Raw genomic sequence first — 25,495 nt, 5'->3', positions numbered from 1 at the left:
TCAACTATCCCTGCCGTCCTTTCTTGTCGGTGCAGTAACATGCAAGCGCTGTTTAAGCAGCCGATACGACCAGTACCACAGGAATGCAAGCGTCGAAGCCGTCCACAACGATGTGGCCAGAGCAATGCCGGCGAGTCCCATCCAACGCATCAGCACGAGGTTCAGCACAATGTCGAGTACCAGGTTGATGATGCCGCAATAGAGAATCAGATCGGTTCTGCGCATGGCAAGCACAAACCGGTAATAGACGCGACTTACGGCGAAGAATGGAATCTGCACGGCGTACATGACCATCACAGGAGTCACAACAGCCGTGTCACGCGCTGTAAATACACCATGCTGGAGCGTGAGTCGCACCAGAGACGGCGCGCCGGCAATCAGCACAATCGCAATGGGCACGGAAACCAGTGCGGTAATGCCAGCCCAGTGACGCAGAGACCTGCGGCAACCGCTCCAGTCCGCATTGGCAACCAGAACGGAGAAATGCGGCGTGAGAGCCGATGCCAGCGCGCCGGCCAGAAGCGTTACCACCACGGAGGTAAAGCGTCCCGCATAGACGAGCGCGGAGACGCTGCCTGGAGGAAGCATTGCGGCCATTGCCTGATCCGCGAGAAGGCCACCTGACGCCACCACGGAACTGAGCAACACCGGTCCATATTGCCGAGCCACCTCGCGTGCGGCCTGCGATTCCCCGCCCCAGCTCAGCGCAAACCGGTAGCCGTGCCCGTTCATCATCCATGCCATGAGCGCGGCGTAGGCTGCGACTCCCAGCAGGTTTCCGCAGACTACTGCCCAGACGCCGTATTGCTGCCCGAAGAGCAGCGCGGATGCAATAATGCCCAGCGGCATCAGCGTTGGGGCTAACGCTGGAATGGCAAAGCGATCCATCGTATTAAGAACCGCCGTGCAATTGCTGGCAACGCCCGCCAGCAGAACCACGGGCAACAGCGCCCAGAAGATATGGATCGAAAATTCCAGCTTCGGCGCGGCAAAGTTCGACGCTATCAACGGAAACGCCACAGGAGCCAGTACCGCCATCGCAACGGATGCGCTTGTCAGCAGTAAAACCAGCCGCATCATGCTATGAGCCAGCAGCTTCTGCGCCTGTGCCGCGCCTTGCTGTAGTCGCACGCGGACAAGCGTAGGAATCAGCGCCTGGTTCATCGATTCTGCAAAGAGATTGATCAGCAGATTGGGAATTAACGCGGCAGCGAGATACGCATCCATCGCATCCGAGCGGCCATAGACACCGGCCAGCACAAACTCCTTGGCTGTTGCCGCCAGCTTCACCGCTATGCTGAAGAGTGCAACCGTGGTTGCCGCATGAAACACACGGCGGAATGTGCTGCGCTCATGCTGCGCAGCAACGATCGTGTTGCTCATGCCGGTTCCGCCAGCGCATGCGCGGAGTGCAATTCGCTCCCTGTAGAAAAGCAGCGGGCGGTTTCATCCGGTGCCTCAACGGCAAGGCGTCCAGCGCATGCGATTAGCCCAAGGAGAACCCACGTGGTGCGGTTCTGCTCGACGGTGGCTGCAAGCAGCGTAAGGCACCAGACGGCAAGCGCTGTCCCCATGCCGATGCGCAATGTACCCGCCATGCGCCGCACGCTCCCTACACAAGCCGCCACGATGGTTGCACAAATGGTCAGCTCTACGATGCCACCCTCGACCACAAGCGACAACAGCGTATTGTGCGCTGTATCGATGGGCGCGAGACCCGCAGCTGCAACGAAGGTTCCCGCACCTGATCCGAAGAGCGGCCTGCGCACAAACGCCTGCCATCCTGCTGTCCAGATATTGAGCCGCTGATTCAGGTCTCCGCCCTGCATCTGTTCGGGAATCGTGGCCAGCCGATCCAAAGTGGCTTCCGGCACCACGGCCCAGATCAATGCAATGAGCAGCGGCACGCAAAATAGCGCCGGACCCAGTCGCTCCGGCCTGCGCCGGAAGAGCACCACAGCGCCGCCCGCCAATGCCAGCAAGCCCGCCAGCAGTCCCTCACGCGAGCCGGTGAGCAGCACGCACAGAAATCCCAGCGGAAGATAACCCAGCGCAAGCAGTCTTGCCCACCAGCGGCGCTCCGAGTTCAGGAGAAGCGCGGCAATCGGGAGACCAAGATCGAGAAAGCGCGCCACATCATTGGGATCCTGTCCCTCAGCCACAAAGCGCGCCTGATCCGCTGTGTCGGGTGATGCGAAGTTTGCCAGCGTCAGCGCTGCCAGAACGCATGCTCCGGCAACGTAAGCGCGCAACAGAATGCGCAGATCTTCGGGCTTCTCCACCAGCTCCCACAGAAGCCAGACCGACATCATCACCTGGAATGCACCGCGAAGCCGATCCAGCGTGGCATCCGTATCGATGCTCCACATCGCCGAACAGCTCCACCAGAGAAATAGGGCCATTACCAGCCATTGCAGTGCTTTCGGCGTACGCAGGCGTCCTGCCTGCAGCGCGGCGGGAATCATGAAGAAGAGCAGCAGCACTCCGGCGACGCGCGCCACATTGCCGACGGGCTCACCGAAGTCCAGTGAGTACTCCCATGGAACTGCAAAGGTGAAGATCACCATCAACGCCCATGCCGCACTACGCATGCCTAGAACCTCTGCGAGTACACAAGACCCGCATAAATGCTGACTCCGACAGCCGACTGCACCAGGGATTCGAGCGACCGGTTCAAGATATTCTTCGCCATTGAATCCGGAACGTACAAAATGTCGCGCTCATGTATCGGCTGATCCGGGTCCTGTCCGCGCAGCATGCGCTTCAGGTTCAGTTCCGTAACTGTGCGTCCTCCGCCGGACTGCTCGCGAATCAGCAGCGCCTTCTGTGCCGATGCATTCTGGGACGGTCCCCATGCCAGGGTAAGCGCCTGCAGCACCGTCAACTGTTGTGCGGGATCAACCGTAAAACCACCCGGACGGATTACATCGCCCACCACATATACAAGCTGCGCACGGCTTACCTGAATTGTGTCGCCCGGTTCGAGCTCAGGATTGCGCTCCGCCGCTTGTGCGGCGTTCTTATCTTCTATCTGCGCGCTCAGAGCCACTAACTGCGTTGTATCAGGTGTGTCTCGCTTGTAGATAGACACAACGCTTCCGGCCGCCTGGCTCACTCCAGATGCAGCCGCAATCAGATCCAGCAGCCTGTGATGCGCCGTGTACGGATACACACCCGGATGCGTAACCTCTCCCAGCACGCTCACATCCTGCGCGGCATACTGCGTGACCAGGATGAAGACCTGCGGATGCAACAACATTCCTTTTTCCATCAACGCAGCGGCAATTGCCTTCGAAGCATCCGCCTCGGCGAGACTTCCGACCTTGATCTCGCCAATCATCGGCAGCGTCACGGTGCCCGCCTGAGAGACGCGCACCGTGGAATGAAATTCAGGACTATGAAACTCGCTCACTTCAAGCAGATCGCCCGGCCCGAGCTTCCCCGGCACAGGAGCCGCGCCCATTCCTCCCTGTGTTGGAGCCGGGCCTGTATTCGTGCCGGTGCCATTCCATACTGGAGGCGCTTCCTGCGGGTTCGGCGTAATCCTTGTGTCGGAACTCTGAGACATCTTCGTCACTCCCTGCGGCAGCCCGGAGGTGGTGTACGTCGGCGCTTGCGCTCGCGCCGCAAGACCGGCCATGCATATAAGCAGCAGCGCAACTAGGCGCGCCGCACCAGACGATTTCCAGGACTCCATCAGGAATGCGCCTCCAAACGCCAGCCACAGCGCAACAAAGAGCGTGATGGCCATATACAGCGGAAGATTTGGCGCCGCGGGCTTGGCCGGCGGACGCGCCGGATCCACTACCCATATATCCGCCGGATGCGCGCCTGCCTCCAGGCCCGCCTGCCGCACCTTCTGCTCTGTGCTGATGTAGAGGTCGCGCGTGGCGTCTGCCTCGTGGCGCATGACCTCGTACTGCGCCATTGCGGCGACGGCAGAAAACCCCTGCCCGGTCTGGACTTCAAGGCTCCGCTTCACCATCTGCTCGCGATCGATAGCCGTCTGCCATGCGCCGCGCAGGCTCTCGCGCAGCTTTGTGTTCTCGGCCTGCAACTGTTTGTCCAGGTCTGCAAGCTGCTGGCGAATCTCCGCCACTCTGCTGTAATTCGGCCCGTGCTCCAGGCTCAATTGCGCCATCTCCTGCTGCAGGTCGATGCGGCGCGCGCGAATCTGCCGAAAGATGGAAGCCGAGAGATTACTGTTTTCATTTTCAAGATGTGGATCGGAAGCCAGCGCCAGTTCCGGATCGCCCTGCATTGCGGCCCTGTATTCCGCTTCACGCAAAATCCGCTCGGAGGTCGCCGTTACGAGTTCCTTTGACAACTCATCTACCTGCGTCATGGCAGAGAGATGTTGCCCGGACTGCTCTTTGCCCGGATCTTCCGGTGCAATCAGAATCCCGTTCTTCTTTTCAAACTCCGCAATTTTGCGATCCTGGTCATCGGCCTTCGCCTTCAGCTCCGCAAGCTGCGTTTCCAGCCATACTACGGCCTGCCCGGTGTCGGCCCGGCGAGAGTCCGACTGCTGCTGCACAAATGTGCGAATCAGCGCATTCACCACATCCGAAGAAACCACCGCGCTGTGCGTGCGGAAGCGGATCTCCACCAGCAGCGTGCGTGGAACCGTGCCCACATGCAGCCTGCGCTGAAAACGTTCCAGCAGATACGCCTGCGCATCAGGATCCGGTGCGGCTGGATTGAAATGCGGAAATTTTCGGTCAAACCATCCGTTCAATGCGGGCTCCGCGTAGAGCTTGCGCTCCAGAATCACGCGCCACGCAAGCTGGTCACTGCGAAAAACCTGCGCCAGCGTCTCCACTTCGGCCTGTCCCATCAGGGCGGAAGTGGCCGGCGGTTGTCCTCTCGTGCCGGTATTCATCACTTCGCCGCCATCCACGCGGAGCGCCACGCGGGCCTTCGCCTCGTATTGGTTTGGCACAATCAGGCAATACAGCAGGCATAGCAGCAGCAGCCCGCCCACCACACTCAGTACGAACCGCCTGCGCGCCTTAACCGTTCCCACCGCCGCGCGCAGGGACATCGAATGGCCCGCGCGGCTGGCTGCCGGTTGCGAAGCGCCTTGTGGCTGTGCGGTCTCAGGCAATCCCAAATCCTCGGTTCCTAAACTCTGTAGCTAAAAACAGCGATTCACTGCTATCCAGCCCGCATCTCAAGCCAGCGCCGGCACCACACTCGTGACCCGCCGCGCCCTTTGCCCGTGCAGCTTGAAAATGCCTTCCGCAATCTCGGTCTCGCGATACCACTCCACCGTCCGCCGCAACCCTTCGCGAAAATCCACCAACGGTACATAGCCCATCAGTTCCGCGGCGCGGCTAATATCGGCCTGTGAGTCGCGGATGTCGCCAGCGCGCGCCTGGGTGTACTCCGGATCGCCGATGTAGCCCGTCAATTCACGCAAAATGCGAAAGGTGTCATTCAACGTATTCCGGATCCCCGTGGCAGTATTCAGCACCTGCCCGGAGACGCGTTCAGCCGGCGCTTCAGCAGCCAGAAGATTGGCATGCACCACATTGTCAATGTAGGTAAAATCGCGGCTCTGCTCGCCATCGCCGAAGATCGTCGGCTGCTCGCCCGCCAGCATTTTGCGGCAAAACACCGCCAGCACGCCGGAGTAATACGAGGCCGGATCCTGGTAAGGCCCAAAGACATTGAAGTACCGCAGCACCACTGTCTCCAGGCCATACACACGCGTGAAAGATCGCACGTAATGCTCGCCCGCCAACTTTGCCACGCCATAGGGAGAAAGTGGATGCTCTGGCATTGCTTCGTGCTTGGGCAGCGTGGGCGTGTCTCCATATGCAGAAGAAGACCCTGCATAGACTACCCGCCGCACCCGCGCCCCGCGCGCTGCCTCCAGCAGATTCACTGTGACATCCACGCAATTCCGGTTTGTGCCTACCGGGTCCTCAACTGATCGCGGAACTGAGGCCAGCGCTGCCTCATGAAACGCAATCTCCACGCCTGCGCAGGCCCGCATACAGACAAACGGATCCGTAAGGTCACCCTCAAGGAACTCCATTCCCTCCAGGCCGACCAGGTTTTCCCGTTTTCCGGTTAAAAAATTATCGATGCCGCGCACTGTTTCGCCGCGCCGCAATAACTCCGCCACAATCGATCGGCCAATAAAGCCGGCCGCCCCCGTCACAAGAAAGCGCGCCAAGACAGTCAATCCCCTCCTCGGGGTAATGAAACAATGCTGCACTGGGGTAATGAGTGGATATTACTCGAAAATGTTCTAAATTGATACGTTTTGATTAGGCGGCTCTAATTTGACAACACTCCTCAGGTCGTAGAATCAATTGAGTATGGCTACAACACTGGTCGGCTCGCTTGCCGACGTCAAGCAGCGCATTGCCTCCCGCGAAGCCCGCGTGGGGATTGTCGGAATGGGTTACGTTGGTCTTCCGCTGGCCCTTCTCTTCTCCGCGGAACGCTTCCGCGTTACCGGCTTCGACATTGCCGCAGACAAGGTGGAAACCCTCAACACCGGCGGCTCTTACATCGTCCGCATCCTGCCCGAAGCCATTCAAGAAGCACAAAAGTCCGGCTTCTGCGCCACCTCCGATTACTCGCACATCGCTGGGATGGACGCCGTGATCATCTGCGTACCCACACCGCTCAACGAATACCATGAGCCGGACCTGAGTTACGTCACCGGCACCATTGAGTCCATCGCTCCGTGGATTCACGAAGGCCAGCTCATCGTCCTGGAAAGCACTACCTACCCAGGAACCACCGAAGAGATCGTTGTTCCTCTGCTTGAAAAAGGCAATCCGCATGGCATCAAGGTCGCCTGTGCTGAAGGCTCCGGAGTGCACGTTGCTTTCTCACCGGAACGCGAAGATCCCGGCAATGATACTGTCGCCCGCCACGACATTCCTAAAGTAGTAGGCGGCTGCGGTCCCGCCGCCGTGGAGCTGGCCTCGGCGCTTTACGGCTCTATCTTCCGCCGCGTCGTGCCTGTCTCGAGCCCCGCCGTAGCGGAGATGACCAAACTGCTTGAAAACATCTACCGCTGCGTCAACATCGCGCTTGTCAACGAGCTCAAGCAGCTTTGCATGCGCATGGGCATCGATATTCACGAGGTCATCGACGCCGCGAAGACCAAGCCCTTCGGCTTCCAGGCCTTCTACCCGGGCCCTGGGTTAGGCGGCCACTGCATTCCCATCGATCCTTTTTATCTCTCGTGGAAGGCCAAGGAGTTCGACTTCCGGACGCGATTTATCGAGCTAGCAGGCGAAGTCAATACGAAGATGCCGTACTTTGTGATCGAGCAGACGGCGGATGCGCTCAATGAGCATTCGAAGGCCATTAAGGGCTCGAAGATCCTTGTACTCGGCCTCGCCTACAAACGCGACATCGACGACCTGCGTGAGTCGCCTTCGCTCACCATCATTGAGCTGCTCCGCGAAAAAGGCGCGCACGTCTACTACAACGATCCCTACTTCGCCAAAGTTGGCCGCGGACGTCACTATGACCTCAACATGACCAATACGCCGCTCGATAATCTCGGCCAGTACGACGGGGTCCTCATCGTAACCGACCATACCACCTACGACTACGAGGCTATCGTCGAGCAATCGCAGCTGGTGATCGACACCCGTAACGCAACGAAAGGCATCGTTTCGCCGAAGATCGTGCGCTGCTGATACAACTCAGCGGTATAATTCCGCCCGCGGAGGCTCGCTGTGCCAAAACTCCATCTTCCTGGCCGGATGATGTCCTGCCCTGCGACCTTCGCCTGCCCGCTGAAGCACTTGCATACCGCCGCAGGGAGGGCCTCACCAGCGAGCTGCTTCTAGGCAGCATCAACATCACCGCGTGGCTTTTTCGTGACCGGAATGGCCAGATAAACGTAAAAGTAAACCCCAATATCACCATTCAAGAGATTGTGAAGGAATTCGGCCGCGCCGAAACGCCCGATGCCGAAGTTGGTCTCCACTCGGAAATGCTCGCCGCCGAATGGTTCCGTCAGCAGCGCGGCTTACAGGTGCTGCAGGTCTTCTCCTAGCGCATTCCTTGTCCAGCCGTGTGCGCGCCCATGTTGAAGCACTATTACCCCGGAATTCCCTGGTATTACTACTACAATCCGCGCTCGTGGAAAAATGAACAAGGCGGCATCGTCAGGCGCGTAGCCGCAGTTCTTAAATCAGCCTATGGAATATAAAACCATTTGCGGTGTTGTCTGAGGGAAGTCCCGGCCTTAGCATCCCTTGTCCCTTGTCCCTTGTCCCTTGTCCCTTGTATCGTGGTCACGGACGCTTATGTTCTCTTTCCACGCCACGCTGGCTGAACCGCAGCACTTCTCACTCCTCGAAAAGCTCCTCTTCGCCGCGCTGGTCATCGCGAGCGCCGGACTTTTCTTCCAGCGCTTCGACCCCATCCTTCGCAAAATCCTCAAGTCGAAAAATGATCCCGGCTTTCATCTTGCGCCGCTTGGCCGTCGGATCTGGGAATTCTTCTCAGAGGTCCTTCTACAGTCCAAAGTCATCGCACAGCGCCCGCTTCCTGGCGTCGCACACGCCTTCGTCTTCTGGGGCTTCCTCGCCTTTGCGCTCGTCACCCTGAACCATGCCGCCGTCGGTCTTGGCGTCGGCTTCCTCGACCCCACCGGTCAGGGCTTCTCAGGCTGGTTCGGACGCTTCTACTTCTACTTCGCCGCCGCCTTCGCGCTCACCTGCGCAGTTTCTATCGTTGGTCTCTTCATCCGCCGCTTCTTCGTCCGTCCGCGCTGGCTTGGCGAAAAGCTCTCCTACGAATCCGGCTTCATCGCCTTCCTGATCTTCGCGCTCATGGTCACGTACCTCGGCGCGTTCTTCACCACGGATGCCTCGCCCACAGCACGCGCGCTCTGGTGGCTGCACACGCTGTCACTGCTTATCTTTCTTCCGCTCATCCCGCACACCAAGCACCTTCATCTCGTGCTCAGCCCCGTCACGGTCTTTCTCTCTCGCGGAGAGTTCAGCGACATTCCCCCGCTGGCCAATGACGATGATTTTGGTCTCGTCGCCGGCCAGGACTTGACCAAGATCGTCAGCCTGCAGGCCTACTCCTGCGTAGAATGCGGCCGCTGCACTGAGCACTGCCCGGCCAACAACACCGGCAAGGTCCTCAATCCGAAAGAAATCATCCTCGGCCTGCGCTCGTATCTCAACGACATCGGCCCTGCAACCGAAGAACCTCTACTCGGCAAATACAACTCGCAGGAGGCCGTCTTTCAATGCACCACCTGCGGCGCATGCGAGTTCCAGTGTCCCGTCGGCATTGAGCATCTGCCCATCATCATCGGCCTGCGTCGCGGTGCTGTAAATACAGGCGCATGGGAAGACGACTACGGCGGCAAGCTCTTTAACCAGCTCGAACGCGGCTCAAACGCGCTCGGCATCAGCGCGCTTGAACGCGACAAGTTCATCCAGAAGGAAGCTTTCCCCGTCTTTGACGGCACGCAGGAATACTGCCTCTGGCTCGGATGCATGGGCGGCTACGATCCCAAGGGCCGCGAGATCATATCTGCCTTCGCCCGTGTCATGAACCACCTGGGCACAAGCTACGGCGTTCTGAAGAAAGAAAAATGCACCGGCGATCCCGTGCGCCGTCTCGGTAACGATCTCGTCTTTCAGCAGCTCGCGGAAGCCAATCTCGAAATCCTCGCTCAGAACAATGTCAAAAAGATCGTAGCTATCTGCCCGCACTGCGTTCGCACGATACAAGAAGATTGGAAAGCCTACGGCACACCGCCCGAAATCGAACATCACAGCGAGTTCATGGCACGTTTCGCTCATCTGCTGCCGCAGAAACCCAGCGACGAAAAAATTGTGTATCACGACCCCTGTTATCTTGGACGCTATCGCAACGTCTACGACGAGCCGCGCCAGCTTGTGCAGATCACCGGCACACTCGTCGAAGCCCCGCGCAACAAGGAGCGCAGCTTCTGCTGCGGCGCAGGCGGCGGCCTCGCATTTTTAGGCGAAGAGTCCGGCGAGCGTGTCAGCCATGTGCGTGCGCAGGAGCTCGTAGCCACCGGAGCCACTACTGTCGGCACAGCCTGCCCCTTCTGCAACACCATGTTCCGCGACGCGCTCGCGGCAACAGATACGCCACCGCAGTTGCTCGATATAGCTCAGCTCATCGCCCGCAATCTACCAGCTCACAATAGCCAATAAGGAAACTCCCCAGATGAAAATCGTTGTAGCCATCAAACAAGTCCCCGATCGCGACGCTCCCGTCCGCATAGACGCATCCGGCAAGTGGATCGAAGAATCAGGCCTGCAGTTCGCCATGAACGAGCCCGACGCCTACGCTCTCGAAGAAGCGCTGCGCCTCAAGGAAGCCCAGGGCGGCGAAGTCATCGTCCTCAGCGCCGGGCCAGAGCGGGTCGGCACAACCATCCGCGAAGCCCTCGCCAAAGGCGCAGACCGCGCCATCCACATCACTGCGGATGATCTCGGCACACGCGATGCCCTCGGCGTTGCGAAACTCATCGCTGAAGCCATCAAGCCCGAGTCGCCCGACCTCATCCTCACCGGCCTGCAATCGGAAGACCTGGGCCTCGGCCAGACCGGCGTTATCCTCGCCGAGCTGCTCAACCTGCCACATGCCTCGCTCATTCTGCATGTTGAAGCTACCGGGACGGGACTCAAGGTGAAACGAGAGCTCGAAGCCGGCTGGTTCCAGGAGATCGAGTTGCCCACACCCGCTGTGCTCACCATCCAATCCGGCGGCAACAAGCTTCGCTACGCCACGCTCATGGGGATCAAGAAGGCCAAGACCAAGGAATTCCGCGCCGTCAGCGCCGCCGATCTCGGACAGTCATCCGCGCCAACCGTCACACTCGGGCAGATCGCGCTTCCTTCCAAGCAGCGCTCCACACAGATTCTGTCCGGCAGCGCAAAGGAAGCCGCCGCAGCTCTTGTCGAAAAATTGAAATTCGAGGCCCGCATTATATGAGCGCCATTTTTGTCATTCTTGAAGAAAACGGCGGCCACATCAGCCGCATCAGTTGGGAAGCACTCGCAGCAGGAACCGCGCTCGCCGAGCAAACCAGCCTTCCGCTCCACGCAGTCGTCATTGGCTCATCCACAGAAGCTCTCGCCGCAGAAGCTGCCGCAAAACAAGTCGCCGCAGTTATACGTATCGAACACGCGCTGCTGAATGCCTACACGCCCGATGGCTGGACGTCTGCCCTGCATCAGTTCCTTACCGCCAATCCCGCAACGTATGTCATCTTCCCGCACACGTATCAGGTCCGCGATTATGCGCCCGCACTCGCAGCGCGCATGAATCAGGTTCTCATCGGAGATGTCACCGGAATCGCTGCCGGTCCAGTCTTCACGCGACAACTCTTGCAGGGTCGCCTCAACGGCAGCTACAAGCACGCGAGCGACGGCCCCTGCTTCGTCTCCGTGCAAGCGGGAGCCTTCCGCGCCGATGCCCTTGCCGTTGGCTCCGCATCCGTCACAACCTTCGCACCCACCATTGAGCCATCGCAGATTCGCACCAAGCCCGGCGCGCCTTTCCGCGCCTCAGCGCAAACCGTCGATCTCTCCTCTGCTCCGCTCATCGTCAGCGTAGGCCGAGGCATCAAGGAAGCCGACAACCTCCCGCTCGTGCAGGATCTAGCCGCAGCACTCGGCGCGGAGCTAGCCGCTTCGCGTCCCATCTGCGACAACGGCTGGCTCCCCATGGAGCGCCAGGTCGGCAGCAGCGGCCAGACTGTTGCGCCCAAGCTTTATCTGGCAGTAGGCATCTCCGGCGCAATCCAACACCTGGTCGGCATGAAGGCCTCGCAATGTATTGTTGCTATCAACAAAGACCCCGACGCGCCCATCTTCGAAGTTGCGGATTACGGCATCGTCGGCGACCTTTTCGAAGTAGTCCCCGCACTTACCGAAGCCATCAAGTCTGCGAAATAAACCATGTTCATCCCACAGACCTACCAGGCCGCGCTTCTGCTCATGTTCCTCAGCATGATCTGCTGGGGATCATGGGCTAACACGCTCAAGCTCGCACCCGGCTTCCGCTTCCAGCTCTTCTACTGGGATTACGTGATCGGCCTCACTGCTGGAGCCGTGATCTGGGGACTGACCGCGGGCAGCGTGCCACACTTGGGCCTTCCATTCCTTGACGCAGTGAAGAATGCATCAGGAGATACGATCGCTTACGCAATTTGCGGTGGCATCATCTTCAACATCGCTAACCTGCTGCTTGTCGCAGCAATCGATGTTGCCGGTCTCGCTGTCGCCTTTCCCGTCGGCATCGGTCTAGCCCTCATTGTCGGCACAATCTCCAGCTACATCGTCCACCCGGCGGCGAATCCGACGCTACTCTTCGGCGGAGTCGCGCTGGTGACCGTTGCCATTGTTCTTGACGCGGCTGCTTATCGCAAACGCGAGCAGAGCGCCAAGGCCGCTACTAAGCGCGGCATTGTTCTCTCGCTTATCGCCGGCCTGCTCATGGGCAGCTTTTATCCGCTCGTCGCCCATGCCATGGGTATCGTGGTCGTCATGCCCGGCGGAATCACCCCATTCTGGCCAGGCCCTTATGCAATAGCATTCTTCTTCGCCATCGGAGTGCTCATCAGCACCATTCCTGCCAATCTCGCGCTCATGGCCCGCCCGCTCGACGGCAAGCCGCCCGTCTCCCTCAGCGGCTATTGGTCTGCTCCCTTCGGCTGGCACGTAGCAGGCTGGGTCGGCGGAGCCATCTGGGCTACCGGCGCAATTGCCAACTTCGTCGCTTCACAAACCCACTTCGTCGGCCCCGCCGTCTCCTACTCCATCGGCCAGGGAGCCACCATGGTTTCGGCCTTCTGGGGCGTCTTCATCTGGCGCGAATTCGCAGGCTCGCCCCCCTCCGCAAAGCTTCTGCTCTTCTTCATGTTTGTCTTCTTCCTGCTCGGCCTCAGTTCGATTGCGCTCGCGCCACTTCACTAAAAGGCTCACAGATGTTCACGAAGCCCATCGTCGTCATTGGCAGCATCAACATGGATCTCGTGGCCCGCACGCCACGTATTCCGCTCGCAGGCCAAACCCTCACCGGCACGGACTTCGCCACCACGCCCGGTGGCAAAGGCGCCAATCAGGCTGTCGCGGCTGCGCGCCTTGGCGCACATGTTCAGATGATCGGAGCTGTCGGCAATGACGTCTTCGGCGAAGCCCTGCTCAGCAATCTTGCAAGCGCCGCCGTCGATACCAGAGCGGTCGCTCGCGTTCCCGGCCCTTCCGGCGTAGCGCAGATTCAGGTTGCGGACAACGGCCAGAACAGCATCGTCGTCGTGCCCGGAGCCAACGGCGCAGTCACTTCCGAACTCATCCGCCAACATACCAAGCTCATTCAAGCCGCCGGCATCGTTCTCCTGCAGCTCGAAATTCCGCTCGACACTGTACTCGCCGCCTGCGAGCTCTGCGCTGCGGCACAAGTGCCCGTCATCCTCGATCCCGCGCCCGCCGCGTCCTTGCCGGAAACCATCTGGCCGCAGCTCGCCTGGTTCACACCCAACGAAACCGAGCTCGGACTCTACTCTGGCAATGGGTTTCCGCCCGAAACCGCAGCCAAACAACTGCTGGCACGCGGCGTACACGGCGTCGCTCTCAAGCGTGGTGCGGAAGGCGTTTATATCGCCACATCTGCTGGAGAATCTTCATGGATTCCGGCGTTCCACGTCGAAGCCATCGATACCGTTGCCGCAGGTGACTGCTTCAACGGAGCCTTTGCCGTCTCGCTTCTCGAAGGAACTTCACCCACAGACGCCGCACGCTTCGCCTCCGCTGCCGCAGCCATTTCCGTTACGCGCAGAGGCGCTCAAGCCTCCATGCCTGCGCGCGCCGAAGTCGACGCATTCCTCGCTGCACAGAGCTAATCAGCACCACTCGCGGAAAGCGCCACCCCGCACCGAACGCGCCATCGCTTCCATATCGCCGGACAACACGCGATCTTCGCCCAGCCGAGTCACCACCGCGCGTACCGCGCCGTACGCACCTTCCACCGCCGCGCTCGACTTCAACGGCCTGCGGAACTCCAGCGCCTGCGCCGCGCACATCAGCTCAATGCCCACCACTCGCTCCGCATTCTCCACAATCTGCCTTAGCTTCAGCGCGCCTGTCATGCCCATCGAGACATGGTCTTCCTTGCCGCCATCTGTGGGAATGCTCCCCGTTGAAGACGGCGTGGCCAGCACCTGACACTCGTTAATCAATGCCGCCGCCACAATCTGCGCCATCATGAACCCCGACGAAAGCCCCGGATCGCCCGAGAGAAATGCCGGCAGCCCTTCATTGATATCCGGATTCAGCAGCCGGTCAATGCGCCGCTCGGTAATGCTCGCCAGATCTGTCAGCGCCAAGGCCGCATAGTCAAATGCATACGCCAGTGGGGCGCCATGAAAGTTCCCGCCTGAGATCACTCCGTCCTCAAGTTGTTCAGCACCCGGAAAAACAAGAGGATTATCCGTAGCGGAACCAGCTTCCGTCTCCAGCACACCCGTCACATGATCCAGCACGCCGCGCACCGCGCCATGCACCTGCGGCATGCAGCGCAGGCAATACGCATCCTGCACGCGCGTATCGCCCATGCGGTGCGATTCCCGAATCTCAGACCCCGCAAGCAATCCCATCAGATGCGCTGCTGCAGCAATCTGCCCCTTATGCGGACGTGCCGTGTGAATCCGCTCATCGAAGGCCGCAGGCGTGCCCATCAACGCCTCCAGACTCATCGCGCCGGCAACGTCCGCCAACCGCACCAGCCTTTGCGCCCGCGCCACAGCCAACGCACCAACAGCCGTCATGGCCTGCGTGCCATTCAGTAGCGCCAGACCTTCTTTTGCGGCCAACTGAACCGGCTTCAACCCTGCGCGCGTCAGAGCTTCACCACCCACAACCCGTTCGTCTTTGTAGAACGCCTCACCCTCGCCAATCACCACCAGCGCCAAGTGCGCCAGCGGAGCCAGATCGCCGCTCGCGCCCACCGAACCGCGTTCAGGAATTACCGGCGTCACGCCCGCATTCAGCATCGCCGCCAGCAGATCGACAACCTCCAACCTGTTTCCGCTGAATCCCTTCGCCAGCACATTCGCGCGTAACAGCAGCATCGCGCGTGCCTCGCCTTCGGCCAGCGGATTCCCTAGCCCGCCCGCATGGCTCCGCACCAGGTTCGTCTGCAACTGCGCGAGCTTGTCCGCGGGAATGCGCACGTCGGCCAGCTTGCCAAAGCCGGTGTTCACGCCATACACCGTCTGCCCAGTCGCCAGAATTTGCTCAATCAGCGCGCGCCCCGCCGCCATGCGCTCCCGCGCCGCCGCGGCAATCTCCACGCGGCATCCGTCCAGCGCAACCGCTTCAATCTCCGTCAGGCTCAGCGGCTGTCCATCCAATTGCAACGTATCCATAAATTCCTAAATCCCCAGAATCCGCAGATTCTTTTCCTTATCCGAACCCGCGCCCGCAAAATCGTCAAACGCCTTTTCCGTCACGCGAATGATGTGGCTCTCAATAAACGGAGCACCCTCCGCAGCCCCCTGCTCCGGATGCTTGATGCAGCACTCCCACTCCAGCACTGCCCAGCCGGGATAGTCATACTGCGCCAGCTTCGAGAAAATCCCGCCGAAATCCACCTGCCCATCACCAAGCGACCGGAACCTTCCCGGCCTCTCGATCCACGGCAGGTAGCCGCCATACACGCCAGCCTTCCCCGTCGGATTAAACTCAGCATCTTTCACATGGAAAGCCCGCACGCGCTCGTGATACAGGTCCAGAAACGCGAGATAATCCATCTGCTGCAGCACCATGTGGCTCGGATCGTAGAGAATGTTCGCCCGCTTGTGTCCCTCCACCACATCCAGAAAGCGCTCGAATGTTGCGCCATCGTGCAGATCTTCGCCCGGATGCAGTTCGAAGCACGCATCCACGCCCGCCTCATCAAACGCATTCAGGATCGGCAGCCATCGCCGCCCTAGCTCCGCAAAGGCCTCTTCCATCAGCCCCGCGGGCCGTTGCGGCCACGGGTAAAAAAACGGCCACGCCAGCGCGCCGGAGAAGGTCGCATGCGCCGTCAATCCCATCCGCCAACTTGCCTTCGCAGCCCAATGCAACTGCTGCACCGCCCACGTCTGCCGCGCCTTCGCGTCGAGTCCCGCCGGCGCAAAACCCTCCATCATGGTGTCGTATGCCGGATGGCTCGCAACTAACTGCCCCTGCAGATGCGTTGAAAGCTCCGTCACTTCCAGTCCCGCCGCGCGAACTGTGCCTAAAATTTCATCACAATATTCCTGGCTCTCCGCCGCGCGCTGCAGGTCGAAAAGCCGCTTGTCCCACGTGGGAATCTGCACGCCTACAAAGCCCAAGTTTGCTGCCCATTCGGTAAGATTGGCAAGCGTATTGAACGGCGCTTCATCGCCCGCAAACTGCGCCAGAAAAATCCCCGGTCCTTTAATCGTCTTCATCGCAATCCCTCAGAACTCAATCCAATTTCCGCTCGCATTACTCGTAATCGCCCGCTCAATAAACCGCATTCCACGCACCCCGGCACGAATCCCCGGCAGTGTCGCCGGAGGCTTTGCCGACTTGTCAGCCTTCCATGCCTCAAGCCAATCCGCAAACTCGCGATACAACACCGCAAAGGCTTCGAGATAGCCTTCGGGATGTCCACCCGGCAACCGGGTCACGGCTCGCGCGTCGGCGCTGAGATACGCACCGGCAGCATGGCGAATCTCTTCCGGCCCACTCGCCGGCCGGATGCGCAGATGATTCGGGTCCTCCTGCTCCCAGTGCAGCGAAGCCTTCTCGCCATACACTCGCAGCCGCGGATTGTTTCCCTCGCCCGTTGCAATCTGTGAAACCAGCAGCACACCTTCCGCTCCGTTATCCAGCTTCAGAAGTGCCGTGCAATCATCATCCACCTTACGCGTCGGAATCACGCTGCGCAGAGACGCATAAATTCCAGTTACATCCAGCCCCGTCACATACTCCACAAGATGAAATGCATGCGTCCCAATATCGCCAATCGCACCACCGGGCCCGCTCAGTTTCGGGTCCACACGCCACTCCGCCTGCTTCTGTCCCGTTCCCTCAATCGGCGCACTCAACCAGCCCTGCAGATAATCCACCGCAATCTTGCGAATCTTTCCCAGCGCGCCACTCGCGCAGATCGCCCGCGCCTCGCGCACCAGCGAATAGCCCGCATACGTATGCGTCAGCGCATATGGCAGCCCGGCAGCAGCAACCACTCGCTCCAACTCCAGAACCTCGTCGTAGGTCGCAGTTGCCGGCTTATCACTCACAACAGGAAAACCCGCGTCCAGCGCCGCCTTCGCAATTGGCAGATGCAGATGGTTCGGTGTGGTAATCACCACAAAGTCGATGCCATCCTCTCGCTGCTTCTCAGCAGCAAGCATCTCCTCCCAGCTCACATATGCCCGCGCAGGATCGATCCGGTACATCGCAGCCGCAGCCTTCGCCTTCTCCGCTGAAGAAGAAAACGCGCCCGCTACCAACTCAATCCGACCATCAAGCTCAGCAGCCATCCGGTGCACCGGTCCGATAAACGCACCCGGCCCGCCGCCCACCATTCCCATCCGTAATTTCCGCGCAGTCATTATCCCTCTACCAATCGGTTAATGTTCCATCCAGCTTTCGATTCACCGGCAGATAAGCCCGATGATACGGATACTTGCCGGCGAGCGTCTCATCCAGGTCCACGCCCAGCCCCGGCTTCTCTCCCGGATGCATATATCCATCCGCATACGTGTACGCATGCGGAAACACCGCATCCGTCTCCTCCGTATGCGGCATGTGTTCCTGTATCCCGAAGTTATGAATAGCCAAACCAAAATGCAGCGCCGCCGCCATCGTCACCGGCGAGAGATCCGTCGCCCCATGGCATCCTGTACGCACGTGATACAGCTCCGCAAAATCCGCAAGCTTCTTCATCGCTGTGAGTCCGCCGCCATGCACAATCGTCGTGCGAATGTAATCAATCCACTGGTTGCGAATCAGGTCATGCGAGTCCCAGATCGAATTCAGCACCTCGCCCACCGCAATCGGTGTCACCGTATGCTCGCGGATCAACTTAAAGCCTTCCTGTAACTCTGCCGGCGTAGGATCTTCCATCCAGAAGAGATGATACGGCTCCAGCTCCTTGCCCAGCCGCGCCGCCTCAATCGGCGTCAACCGGTGGTGGCAATCATGCAGCAGGTGCAGATCCTCACCAAATCTTTCTCTCACTTTTTCAAATAGCTTCGGAGTGGAACGAAGATACGGCTCAGTAGCCCATTCATATTCACTCGGCAGCCCGCGCTCCGCCGGCTCATATCGTCCGCCGCCCTTCGATACTCCATAGGTACTCTTCAGCCCAGCCACGCCGCTCTGCACACGGATTGCCTTGTACCCCAGCTCCTGATGCGCCGCCACATCGTCCAGCGCCGCTTCCGTATCCTTTCCAAAGGCGTGGCAATACACCAGCACGCCGTCGCGGCTCTTGCCGCCCAGCAGATTGTACACAGGAGTATTCAACGCCTTGCCCTTGATGTCCCACAACGCCACGTCCACCGCGGCAATCGCACTCATCGTCACCGGCCCGCGCCGCCAATACACCCCGCGATACAGATACTGCCAGATGTCTTCGGTCTGAAACGGATCGCGCCCAATCAGGCATGGAATCACATGCTCCGTCAGGTAGCTGGCAACAGCCATCTCGCGCCCATTCAGCGTGCCATCTCCCAGCCCGTAAATCCCCTCATCGGTCTCGACCTTCAGCGTCACAAAATTCCGCCCCGGCGAGGTGATATTCACATACGCATTCGTAATCTTCACAACATCTCTCCGAGCTTTAGTTCCTTAGTCCCTGAGTCCCACAGTCCCGTCGTAAACCAGTACTACTGGTTTACCGCACTCGCCAAAAATCCGCCATCCACCGCAATAATCTCGCCTGTCACAAAACTCGCCGCCTCGGAAGCAAGATACACGGCCGTACCCGCCACTTCCTTCGCTTCGCCAAACCGTCCCATCGGCGTCCGCATCTTCAGCTCCGCCCCGCGCGCCGTCCCTTCCACAATCGCCCGGTTCAACGGCGTCGGAAAAACCCCCGGCGCAATCGCATTCACATTCACGCCGTGAGTCGCCAGCTCAATCGCCAGCACCTGCGTCAGCGAGCCGATCCCCGCCTTGCTCGCGCAATACGCCGCCACTTCCTTGAATCCCGCAAAGGTGCTCAGCGAAGCAATATTGATAATCCGCCCATATCCCGCCTTCACCATTCCCGGCGCAAACACCTGGCAGGCACGCAGCGTCCCCGTCAGGTTGGTATCCATCACCCGCGCCCACTCCGCTTCAGTCTCTTCCAGCGTCGGAGCCTTGTGCGTCACACCAGCCGCATTCACCAATATGTCAACTTTCCCAAACTCCGCCATCACCGCATTGCGCAACGCCTCCAATGTTCCGCGATCCGTCACATCGCTCGTAGCGCGCAACGTCCTGCGTCCCAGCGCTTCCATCTCACCCGCCACCATCTCCACCTGCTCCGCGCGCCGCGAACTCGCCACCACATCCGCGCCGGCCTCGGCCAGCCCAATTGCAATCGCATGGCCCAGGCCCGTCGTTCCGCCCATCACCACGGCCACACGGCCACTTAAATCAAAGAGGCTCTTTGCCATCTGGTTCCTCTGTTCCCAAATGCACACTTTACAGGATGCCCCGCAACCCAGTCACACAGTTCCGCACTCGCTCCTCAAATTCCACTAAGTCGATTTACTTCAGGCCTCGTGCATCTCCGCCGCAATGCGTGACAGTATTCTGGTACTTTCGATAAGGTTATTTAGTATGCAACCCGTCCTAATTCCGTCCCAGCGCCGCTGGGATCTCCTCTCACTCGGCGAAGTCATGCTCCGCCTCGATCCCGGTCCCGTCCGAGTGCACACCGCGCGCCAGTTCACCGCCTGGGAGGGTGGCGGAGAGTACAACGTCGCCCGCGGCCTGCGCCGCTGCTTCGGCCTCCACACCGCCATCGCCACCGCGCTCGCCGACAACTCCGTTGGCCGCCTCGTGGAAGACTTCATCTTTCAAGGCGGAGTCGATGCGTCGCTCCTCAAATGGGTTCCCTATGACGGCGTAGGCCGCGCCACGCGCAACGGCCTCAACTTCACTGAGCGTGGCTTCGGCATCCGCGCCGCCGCCGGAACATCCGACCGTGGTCACACCGCCATCAGCCAGGTCAAATCCGGCGATTTTGATTGGCTCACAATCTTCGGAGACAAGAACGGCACGAAGTGCCTGCACACAGGCGGCATCTTCGCCGCGCTCTCACCTTCCACGGCAGAAGTCGCGCTGGAAGCCATGACCGCAGCGCAGGCTGCAGGCACCATCGTCTCCTTTGATCTCAACTTCCGCGACTCCCTCTGGAAAGCCATCGGCGGCAAAGCCAAGGCGCAGGAAGTCAACCGCGCCCTCGTCAAGAAAGTCGACATCCTGCTCGGCAACGAGGAAGACTTCTCCGCCATGCTCGGCGTCCACCTCAAAGGCGTCTCTGAAGACTTCGCCGAACTCCCCATCCACGCCTACGAAGAGATGCTCCGCGAAGTCGCCGCGCTCTATCCCAATCTCAAGCTCGTCGTCAGCACCCTTCGCACCGCGACAACAGCCTCAGTCAACTCCTGGGGTGCGATTGCTCTCTACGAAGACAAAATCATTCACGTCCCGCAGCGCGAAATCGAAATCTACGACCGCGTCGGCGGCGGCGACAGCTTCGCTTCCGGCCTGCTCTACGGCTTCCTCGCCGGCAAATCAGCCGAGTGGGCTCTCCAGTGCGGCGTAGCCCATGGCGCGCTCGCTATGACCACACCCGGCGACACCTCCATGGCCACACTCGCTGAAGTCGAGCGCGCCATGAAAGGCGGCAGCGCCCGCATCGCCAGATAGTATTCCCTTCGCTCAGAATAAAAAATTATGATGCGTCATCCTGAGCGAACGGGGCCCCGAATGTTTTTCAGTTCGGGGGTGGTGAGTCGAAGGACCTGCTTTTGCTTTTTACTAACTTGCTAACTCGCTATCGCGCGCAGCGCGGCTAACTCGCCAAAAAGGAACATATGTCCACCACAGCCCAACTCATCGAATCCGCCGGCCTCATCCCCGTCCTCCGCGCCAAAAGCGAAAAGCAGGCCCACGCCGTCGTCCAGGCAATGATTAAGGGCGGCATCCGCGTCGTCGAAGTCACCATGACCGTCCCCGACGCAGTCGATCTGCTCAAAGTTCTCAAGAAGGAATACGGCGACGCCGTTTTACTTGGCTCCGGCACCGTCACCACCGCAAAAGAAGCCGAAGAAACCATCGAAGCCGGCGCGGAATTCGTCGTCTCTCCCAGCCTGCACCTCGAAGTCATCACCGCCACCAAAGCCCTCGGCAAGCTCTCCATCCCCGGCGCGCTCACACCAACAGAAGTGATCACCGCCTATCGCGCCGGCGCGGACTACGTAAAAATCTTCCCCTGCTCCGCCATGGGCGGCGCACCCTATCTCAAAGCCCTGCTCGCCCCATTCCCATTCCTAAAGCTGATTCCCACCGGCGGCGTCACGCTCCACACCGCAACCAGCTTTCTTGAAGCCGGAGCCAAAGCCCTCGGCGTCGGCAGCGACCTAGTCAATCTCTCCGCCATCGACGAAGGCAAGCCCGAAATCATTACCGGCGCAGCGGAAGCCTATTTGCAGGTCCTCGCCAACCATCGCAAAGCCTGATGCGAAAATAGCTCATGGACGCCAAGGAATTCGCCAGGGACTGGATCGATGCATGGAACTCGCATGATCTTGATCGGATTCTCTCCCACTATGCTACCGACGTCGTGCTTATTTCACCCGCGGCTGCCAAGCTGACCGGCGACCCGTCCGGTACCGTGCGCGGAAAAGACGCGCTACGTAGCTATTTTCAAAAGGGCCTGGAGTTCTTCCCAAATCTGAAATTCACCTTGGTCGATGTAATGCAAGGCCTCTCCAGCGTCGTGCTTTATTACGAAAACCAGCGCGGCACCAAAACGGGAGAGTTCATGGAATTCGATACAGATGGAGCTGTCGTCCGAGTAGTGGCCAATTACAGCTAAGAGCTGGACGCTAAAACAGCCTTTGCTTTCCTGGCACGTCGAATAATTCGCAATGCATCTTAACCAGAGGATCTCGAATGCGATCTGTCCCGTTCCGAACCTTTCTTCTTTGCCTTCTAGCTTCCTCCATTCACATATCCGCATACGCATCCGATCTGAAAGACTTCGCCGGAAGCTGGGCACTGAAACTAGGCGACCGCAATCTATTCATCTTCACTCTTTCGCCATCCGCAGATTGTGTCACCGGAACTCTGGATCGTCCTTCCAGCATGTCGGCCACCAACTCGCTCTATGCCAATATCACCAACACCAGTCGCCGCGACCTAATCACTAAGTGTCATTTTGCAGACGCAATTCTCCACATCACCACGCAAAACTCCGGCAATCCGAAAGACGAAGACAGCTACGCAATCACAATCCAGGGCAATCAGGCTCAGTTCGTCGAAGACGACATTCCTCCCGGCGAGCCCTACATTCCTGAGCCGGTCAAACTCACTCGCGTTGCCCCAGAAACAAAGGTCTCCACTGACTGGGAGCCAAACCGCGCCTACACGCTCACGGATTCCGATACATCCAACGCTGAGATGAAAGCCATCTACGATCAGGATCAGCACGACCGCATGACGCAGAACATTAATTGGAAAGTTGTTGGCAAGTCAGACGCCGAGCGTCGCGAAAAAACGCGCAAACTTCTGGCAGATGGCGCCCTTCACACTGGCAAGGATTACGAGGAAGCCGCATTTGTCTTTCAACACGGAGACTCTGCGCAGGATTATCTTCTGGCGCACACGCTCGCGATGGTTGCCATCTCCAAGGGGGACAGCACTGCCATCTGGATTGCCGCGGCCACGCTCGACCGCTACCTTGAAACCGTCAAGCAGCAGCAAGTCTTTGGCACACAATATTCCAGCGATCCCAAGCAGAAATGGACGCAGGAGCCTTATGACCGCACGCTCGTCTCCGATGCGCTGCGCAATCAGCTTGGCGTACCCTCGCAAGCCACTCAAGCCAAACAGCTCAAGGCATATCAGGATCAGCAGTAGCGGCATCAGTGCGGTCTTGGAAATCTCGTCGCCGCATTCCTGTGGCAGAATAGCCTTGTCATGGAACTCAAAGGCCTATCCTTTCTCGGCACGCAACGCGGCTCACGCGACACCCTCACGTTTCACGCAATCAACCCGCAAACCGGCGCTCCCATCCCGCCCTCATACCACTCAGCCTCACTCGCCGAGCTGAACGCCGCCGTCCAGGCCGCCGCCGAAGCCTTCCCCGTCTACAGCCAGCTTCCCGGCAAAGCCCGAGCTGCATTTTTGCGCCGCATCGCCGACTCCATCGACGCCCACGCCACGGTCCTCATCGAGCGCGCGCATCTTGAATCCGCGCTCCCCGCCACGCCGCGTCTGTCCGGCGAAACCGCGCGCACCTCAAACCAGCTCCGCGTCTTCGCGACGCTGCTCGAAGAAGGCTCCTGGGTCCAGGCACGCATCGATCCCGCGCTCCCCGACCGCAAACCTCTCCCGCGCGTTGACCTCCGCTCCATGCTGCGCCCGCTAGGCCCCGTCGCCGTCTTCGGCGCCTCCAACTTCCCGCTCGCCTTCTCCGTGGCCGGCGGCGATACCGCATCGGCCCTCGCAGCAGGCTGCCCCGTCGTCGTCAAGGCGCACGCCGCCCACCCCGGCACCAGCGAGCTCGTCGCCGAGATCATCGCCCAGGCCGTCGCCGCCGAGTCGCTTCCCGCCGGCGTCTTCACCATGGTCTTCGATTCCGGAATCGACATCGCTACCGCCCTCGTCCAGCATCCGGAGATCAAAGCCGTAGCCTTCACCGGCTCCCTTCGCGGAGGCCGCGCGCTCATGGATCTCACCGCCGCCCGCCCGCAGCCCATCCCCTGCTTTACTGAGATGTCCAGCGGAAATCCCGTCTTCGTGCTGCCGTCGGCCCTTCGCAAAGGCCCCGCCGAGCTCGCAAAAAATCTCTTCGGCTCTGTCACACTCGGCGCAGGCCAGATGTGCACCAAGCCCGGCATCGTCCTCGTTCCGGAAAGCCCGGACGGCCCCGCATTCTTCGAGGAACTCAAATCCCTCGTCGCCCAATCCCAGCCCTTCACCCTGCTCACCGCCGGTATCGCCCGCGAGTACGCCCGCGCCACAGTCGCCCGCTCCGGCCAAATCCCCGTCGCCGCCTCCGGCCCGGTCGCAGAAGCCGCTCATCAAGCTGAACCCAAGCTCTTCACCGTCTGTTTCGAACAGCTTCTAGCACAGCCCGAACTCACCGAAGAGATCTTCGGCCCCGACACGCTTCTCGTCTCCTGCGATTCAACCTCCGACTACATCAGCGCCGCCCAATCACTCGACGGCCATCTCACCGCCACCATCCTCGGCGACGAAGCCGATCTCCTCGCCCACCGCGAACTCGTCCAGATACTGGAGCAGAAAGCCGGACGCCTCATCGTCAACGGCTTCCCCACCGGCGTCGAAGTCGCGCACGCCATGGTCCACGGAGGACCGTACCCGTCTACATCCGACCCGCGCTTCACGTCGGTCGGCTCACAAGCCATTTACCGCTTCGCCAAACCCGTCTGCTACCAGAATTTCCCGGATGCGCTCCTGCCCCCGGAATTGCAGGCCGCCAACCCCCTCAACATTACCCGGTTCATCGACGGCAAACCGGAAGGCGTTTAGCGTGATAGACTAGACCTAGTCGGACTAGACCAATTAAAAGGATGAGTCATGCCTACCGTGAATATCTATGAGGCCAAGACACAGTTCTCCAAACTCGTGGACAAAGCCGCCTCCGGCACCGACATTATCATCGCCCGCAATGGCAAACCCGTCGCCCGCATCACGACCTTGCAAGAGACCAAGAAGCTTTTCAGTCCTGAAGAACGTGAAGAGCGCCTGAAAGCTCGCGGAATGGGAGCTCTTCAAGGACAAGGATGGATCGCTGACGACTTCGACAATCCACTTCCACCAGAGATTCTCGCTGAATTTGAGGGGATGTACTGAGTGGATGGAATGCACATTCTGCTAGACACGAACATTCTCTATTGGTGGCTCTACGAAATCGAGCGCTTATCAGGGCCCGCGCGCGATCTCCTGGCAGATGCAGAGGGGTTATACGTATCCTCGGCATCCATCTGGGAGATCGCCATCAAAACCAGCATCGGAAAGATGGATGCAAAAGTGGATCACGTCCTTGAGCAGATAGAGACAAAGGATCTTCACGCTCTACCGATCACATTCGCACATGCCAGACGGGTCGTTGAATTGCATCTGCATCACAAGGACCCCTTTGACCGGCTTCTGATTGCCCAGGCAATAACTGAACAATTCAACCTCCTCACGGCCGACACCAAGCTCAAGCCCTACAGCAACCTGGTCCTCTGCGTCTAGAGCCA

General features: G+C 59.7%; 22 protein-coding genes. 13 read left to right on the top strand and 9 right to left on the bottom strand.

Translation table 11 applies throughout. The annotated features are described in order from the left end of the window. The 4 genes from murJ to VO84_RS02275 all read right to left on the bottom strand — a co-directional run bounded on the left by murJ (window position 1) and on the right by VO84_RS02275 (window position 6,184). The gene (gene murJ, locus VO84_RS02290) at window positions 1–1,383 is read right to left on the bottom strand and encodes a murein biosynthesis integral membrane protein MurJ (protein ID WP_058185674.1); all 1,383 of its coding nucleotides are present in this window, start codon (window positions 1,381–1,383) and stop codon (window positions 1–3) included. Continuing rightward, the gene (locus VO84_RS02285; RefSeq protein WP_058185673.1) at window positions 1,380–2,591 is read right to left on the bottom strand and encodes an O-antigen ligase family protein; all 1,212 of its coding nucleotides are present in this window, start codon (window positions 2,589–2,591) and stop codon (window positions 1,380–1,382) included. Before VO84_RS02285 ends, murJ begins: the two co-directional genes overlap by 4 nt. A 2-nt stretch (window positions 2,592–2,593) precedes the next feature. Further along, the gene (locus tag VO84_RS02280) at window positions 2,594–5,107 is read right to left on the bottom strand and encodes a polysaccharide biosynthesis/export family protein (protein ID WP_157439684.1); all 2,514 of its coding nucleotides are present in this window, start codon (window positions 5,105–5,107) and stop codon (window positions 2,594–2,596) included. A gap of 66 nt (window positions 5,108–5,173) precedes the next feature. Then, window positions 5,174–6,184 (bottom strand): SDR family oxidoreductase, encoded by a 1,011-nt coding sequence (locus VO84_RS02275; protein WP_058185671.1) that lies wholly within the window; start codon window positions 6,182–6,184, stop codon window positions 5,174–5,176. 145 nt (window positions 6,185–6,329) lie between these two features. On the opposite strand from VO84_RS02275, the gene VO84_RS02270 reads away from it, so the two are divergent. The 6 genes from VO84_RS02270 (at window position 6,330) to rbsK (ending at window position 13,882) form a co-directional block, all read left to right on the top strand. Further along, window positions 6,330–7,673, top strand: a complete 1,344-nt coding sequence (locus tag VO84_RS02270; protein WP_058185670.1) for a nucleotide sugar dehydrogenase — start codon at window positions 6,330–6,332, stop codon at window positions 7,671–7,673. Between the two features lie 615 nt (window positions 7,674–8,288). Then, on the top strand, window positions 8,289–10,187 hold the full coding sequence (locus VO84_RS02265) for a (Fe-S)-binding protein (RefSeq protein WP_058185669.1): 1,899 nt from the start codon (window positions 8,289–8,291) through the stop codon (window positions 10,185–10,187). A gap of 13 nt (window positions 10,188–10,200) precedes the next feature. After that, complete coding sequence (locus VO84_RS02260) at window positions 10,201–10,971, top strand: electron transfer flavoprotein subunit beta/FixA family protein (protein WP_058185668.1); 771 nt, start codon at window positions 10,201–10,203, stop codon at window positions 10,969–10,971. Then, window positions 10,968–11,936, top strand: a complete 969-nt coding sequence (locus VO84_RS02255; protein WP_058185667.1) for an electron transfer flavoprotein subunit alpha/FixB family protein — start codon at window positions 10,968–10,970, stop codon at window positions 11,934–11,936. Before VO84_RS02260 ends, VO84_RS02255 begins: the two co-directional genes overlap by 4 nt. A gap of 3 nt (window positions 11,937–11,939) precedes the next feature. Continuing rightward, entirely contained in the window at window positions 11,940–12,956 is a 1,017-nt protein-coding gene (locus VO84_RS02250; protein WP_058185666.1) for a GRP family sugar transporter, read from the top strand. Between the two features lie 11 nt (window positions 12,957–12,967). After that, window positions 12,968–13,882, top strand: coding sequence for a ribokinase (gene rbsK, locus VO84_RS02245; protein ID WP_058185665.1), 915 nt, complete (start codon window positions 12,968–12,970; stop codon window positions 13,880–13,882). Here rbsK and hutH read toward each other — a convergent pair whose 3' ends face one another. The 5 genes from hutH to VO84_RS02220 form a co-directional block, all read right to left on the bottom strand. Next, window positions 13,883–15,406 (bottom strand): histidine ammonia-lyase, encoded by a 1,524-nt coding sequence (gene hutH / locus VO84_RS02240; RefSeq protein ID WP_058185664.1) that lies wholly within the window; start codon window positions 15,404–15,406, stop codon window positions 13,883–13,885. Window positions 15,407–15,412: 6 nt separating this feature from the next. After that, complete coding sequence (locus VO84_RS02235; protein WP_058185663.1) at window positions 15,413–16,459, bottom strand: sugar phosphate isomerase/epimerase family protein; 1,047 nt, start codon at window positions 16,457–16,459, stop codon at window positions 15,413–15,415. Window positions 16,460–16,468: 9 nt separating this feature from the next. Beyond that, window positions 16,469–17,611, bottom strand: a complete 1,143-nt coding sequence (locus VO84_RS02230) for a Gfo/Idh/MocA family protein (RefSeq protein WP_058185662.1) — start codon at window positions 17,609–17,611, stop codon at window positions 16,469–16,471. Window positions 17,612–17,618: 7 nt separating this feature from the next. Next, complete coding sequence (gene manD / locus VO84_RS02225) at window positions 17,619–18,827, bottom strand: D-mannonate dehydratase ManD (RefSeq protein WP_058185661.1); 1,209 nt, start codon at window positions 18,825–18,827, stop codon at window positions 17,619–17,621. Between the two features lie 62 nt (window positions 18,828–18,889). Beyond that, entirely contained in the window at window positions 18,890–19,666 is a 777-nt protein-coding gene (locus VO84_RS02220; RefSeq protein WP_058185660.1) for an SDR family NAD(P)-dependent oxidoreductase, read from the bottom strand. A gap of 166 nt (window positions 19,667–19,832) precedes the next feature. Here VO84_RS02220 and VO84_RS02215 point away from each other — a divergent pair, with 166 nt between their 5' ends. The 7 genes from VO84_RS02215 (at window position 19,833) to VO84_RS02185 (ending at window position 25,490) form a co-directional block, all read left to right on the top strand. Continuing rightward, complete coding sequence (locus VO84_RS02215) at window positions 19,833–20,927, top strand: sugar kinase (protein ID WP_058185659.1); 1,095 nt, start codon at window positions 19,833–19,835, stop codon at window positions 20,925–20,927. Window positions 20,928–21,094: 167 nt separating this feature from the next. Continuing rightward, window positions 21,095–21,739 (top strand): bifunctional 4-hydroxy-2-oxoglutarate aldolase/2-dehydro-3-deoxy-phosphogluconate aldolase, encoded by a 645-nt coding sequence (locus tag VO84_RS02210; protein WP_058185658.1) that lies wholly within the window; start codon window positions 21,095–21,097, stop codon window positions 21,737–21,739. A gap of 14 nt (window positions 21,740–21,753) precedes the next feature. Further along, window positions 21,754–22,098, top strand: a complete 345-nt coding sequence (locus VO84_RS02205) for a nuclear transport factor 2 family protein (protein WP_058185657.1) — start codon at window positions 21,754–21,756, stop codon at window positions 22,096–22,098. 77 nt (window positions 22,099–22,175) lie between these two features. Beyond that, window positions 22,176–23,141, top strand: coding sequence for a hypothetical protein (locus tag VO84_RS22710; protein ID WP_058185656.1), 966 nt, complete (start codon window positions 22,176–22,178; stop codon window positions 23,139–23,141). 60 nt (window positions 23,142–23,201) lie between these two features. Further along, complete coding sequence (locus tag VO84_RS02195; RefSeq protein WP_058185655.1) at window positions 23,202–24,779, top strand: aldehyde dehydrogenase (NADP(+)); 1,578 nt, start codon at window positions 23,202–23,204, stop codon at window positions 24,777–24,779. Window positions 24,780–24,827: 48 nt separating this feature from the next. Then, complete coding sequence (locus VO84_RS02190; protein ID WP_058185654.1) at window positions 24,828–25,103, top strand: type II toxin-antitoxin system Phd/YefM family antitoxin; 276 nt, start codon at window positions 24,828–24,830, stop codon at window positions 25,101–25,103. 9 nt (window positions 25,104–25,112) lie between these two features. Then, a complete protein-coding gene (locus VO84_RS02185; RefSeq protein ID WP_157439682.1) occupies window positions 25,113–25,490 on the top strand; it encodes a type II toxin-antitoxin system VapC family toxin in 378 nt (125 codons plus the stop codon). Window positions 25,491–25,495: the final 5 nt, after the last annotated feature.

It is taken from the genome of Occallatibacter gabretensis (genome assembly GCF_001449115.1).
Taxonomy (GTDB): domain Bacteria; phylum Acidobacteriota; class Terriglobia; order Terriglobales; family Acidobacteriaceae; genus Telmatobacter; species Telmatobacter gabretensis.
Note: the sequence above shows the minus strand (reverse complement) of the source record. Positions and strands in the feature narration are given on the sequence as shown.

Bases quoted from the DNA above. Each gene is read 5' to 3' on its own strand.
- VO84_RS22710 (WP_058185656.1), top strand. From the start codon at position 22,176: ATGCGATCTGTCCCGTTCCGAACCTTTCTTCTTTGCCTTCTAGCTTCC.
- VO84_RS02230 (WP_058185662.1), bottom strand. From the start codon at position 17,611: ATGACTGCGCGGAAATTACGGATGGGAATGGTGGGCGGCGGGCCGGGT.
- VO84_RS02265 (WP_058185669.1), top strand. From the start codon at position 8,289: ATGTTCTCTTTCCACGCCACGCTGGCTGAACCGCAGCACTTCTCACTC.
- VO84_RS02250 (WP_058185666.1), top strand. From the start codon at position 11,940: ATGTTCATCCCACAGACCTACCAGGCCGCGCTTCTGCTCATGTTCCTC.
- VO84_RS02255 (WP_058185667.1), top strand. From the start codon at position 10,968: ATGAGCGCCATTTTTGTCATTCTTGAAGAAAACGGCGGCCACATCAGC.
- murJ (WP_058185674.1), bottom strand. From the start codon at position 1,383: ATGAGCAACACGATCGTTGCTGCGCAGCATGAGCGCAGCACATTCCGC.
- VO84_RS02285 (WP_058185673.1), bottom strand. From the start codon at position 2,591: ATGCGTAGTGCGGCATGGGCGTTGATGGTGATCTTCACCTTTGCAGTT.
- VO84_RS02220 (WP_058185660.1), bottom strand. From the start codon at position 19,666: ATGGCAAAGAGCCTCTTTGATTTAAGTGGCCGTGTGGCCGTGGTGATG.
- VO84_RS02205 (WP_058185657.1), top strand. From the start codon at position 21,754: ATGGACGCCAAGGAATTCGCCAGGGACTGGATCGATGCATGGAACTCG.
- VO84_RS02215 (WP_058185659.1), top strand. From the start codon at position 19,833: ATGCAACCCGTCCTAATTCCGTCCCAGCGCCGCTGGGATCTCCTCTCA.
- hutH (WP_058185664.1), bottom strand. From the start codon at position 15,406: ATGGATACGTTGCAATTGGATGGACAGCCGCTGAGCCTGACGGAGATT.
- VO84_RS02210 (WP_058185658.1), top strand. From the start codon at position 21,095: ATGTCCACCACAGCCCAACTCATCGAATCCGCCGGCCTCATCCCCGTC.
- VO84_RS02190 (WP_058185654.1), top strand. From the start codon at position 24,828: ATGCCTACCGTGAATATCTATGAGGCCAAGACACAGTTCTCCAAACTC.
- VO84_RS02195 (WP_058185655.1), top strand. From the start codon at position 23,202: ATGGAACTCAAAGGCCTATCCTTTCTCGGCACGCAACGCGGCTCACGC.
- VO84_RS02270 (WP_058185670.1), top strand. From the start codon at position 6,330: ATGGCTACAACACTGGTCGGCTCGCTTGCCGACGTCAAGCAGCGCATT.
- VO84_RS02235 (WP_058185663.1), bottom strand. From the start codon at position 16,459: ATGAAGACGATTAAAGGACCGGGGATTTTTCTGGCGCAGTTTGCGGGC.
- VO84_RS02185 (WP_157439682.1), top strand. From the start codon at position 25,113: ATGCACATTCTGCTAGACACGAACATTCTCTATTGGTGGCTCTACGAA.
- VO84_RS02260 (WP_058185668.1), top strand. From the start codon at position 10,201: ATGAAAATCGTTGTAGCCATCAAACAAGTCCCCGATCGCGACGCTCCC.
- rbsK (WP_058185665.1), top strand. From the start codon at position 12,968: ATGTTCACGAAGCCCATCGTCGTCATTGGCAGCATCAACATGGATCTC.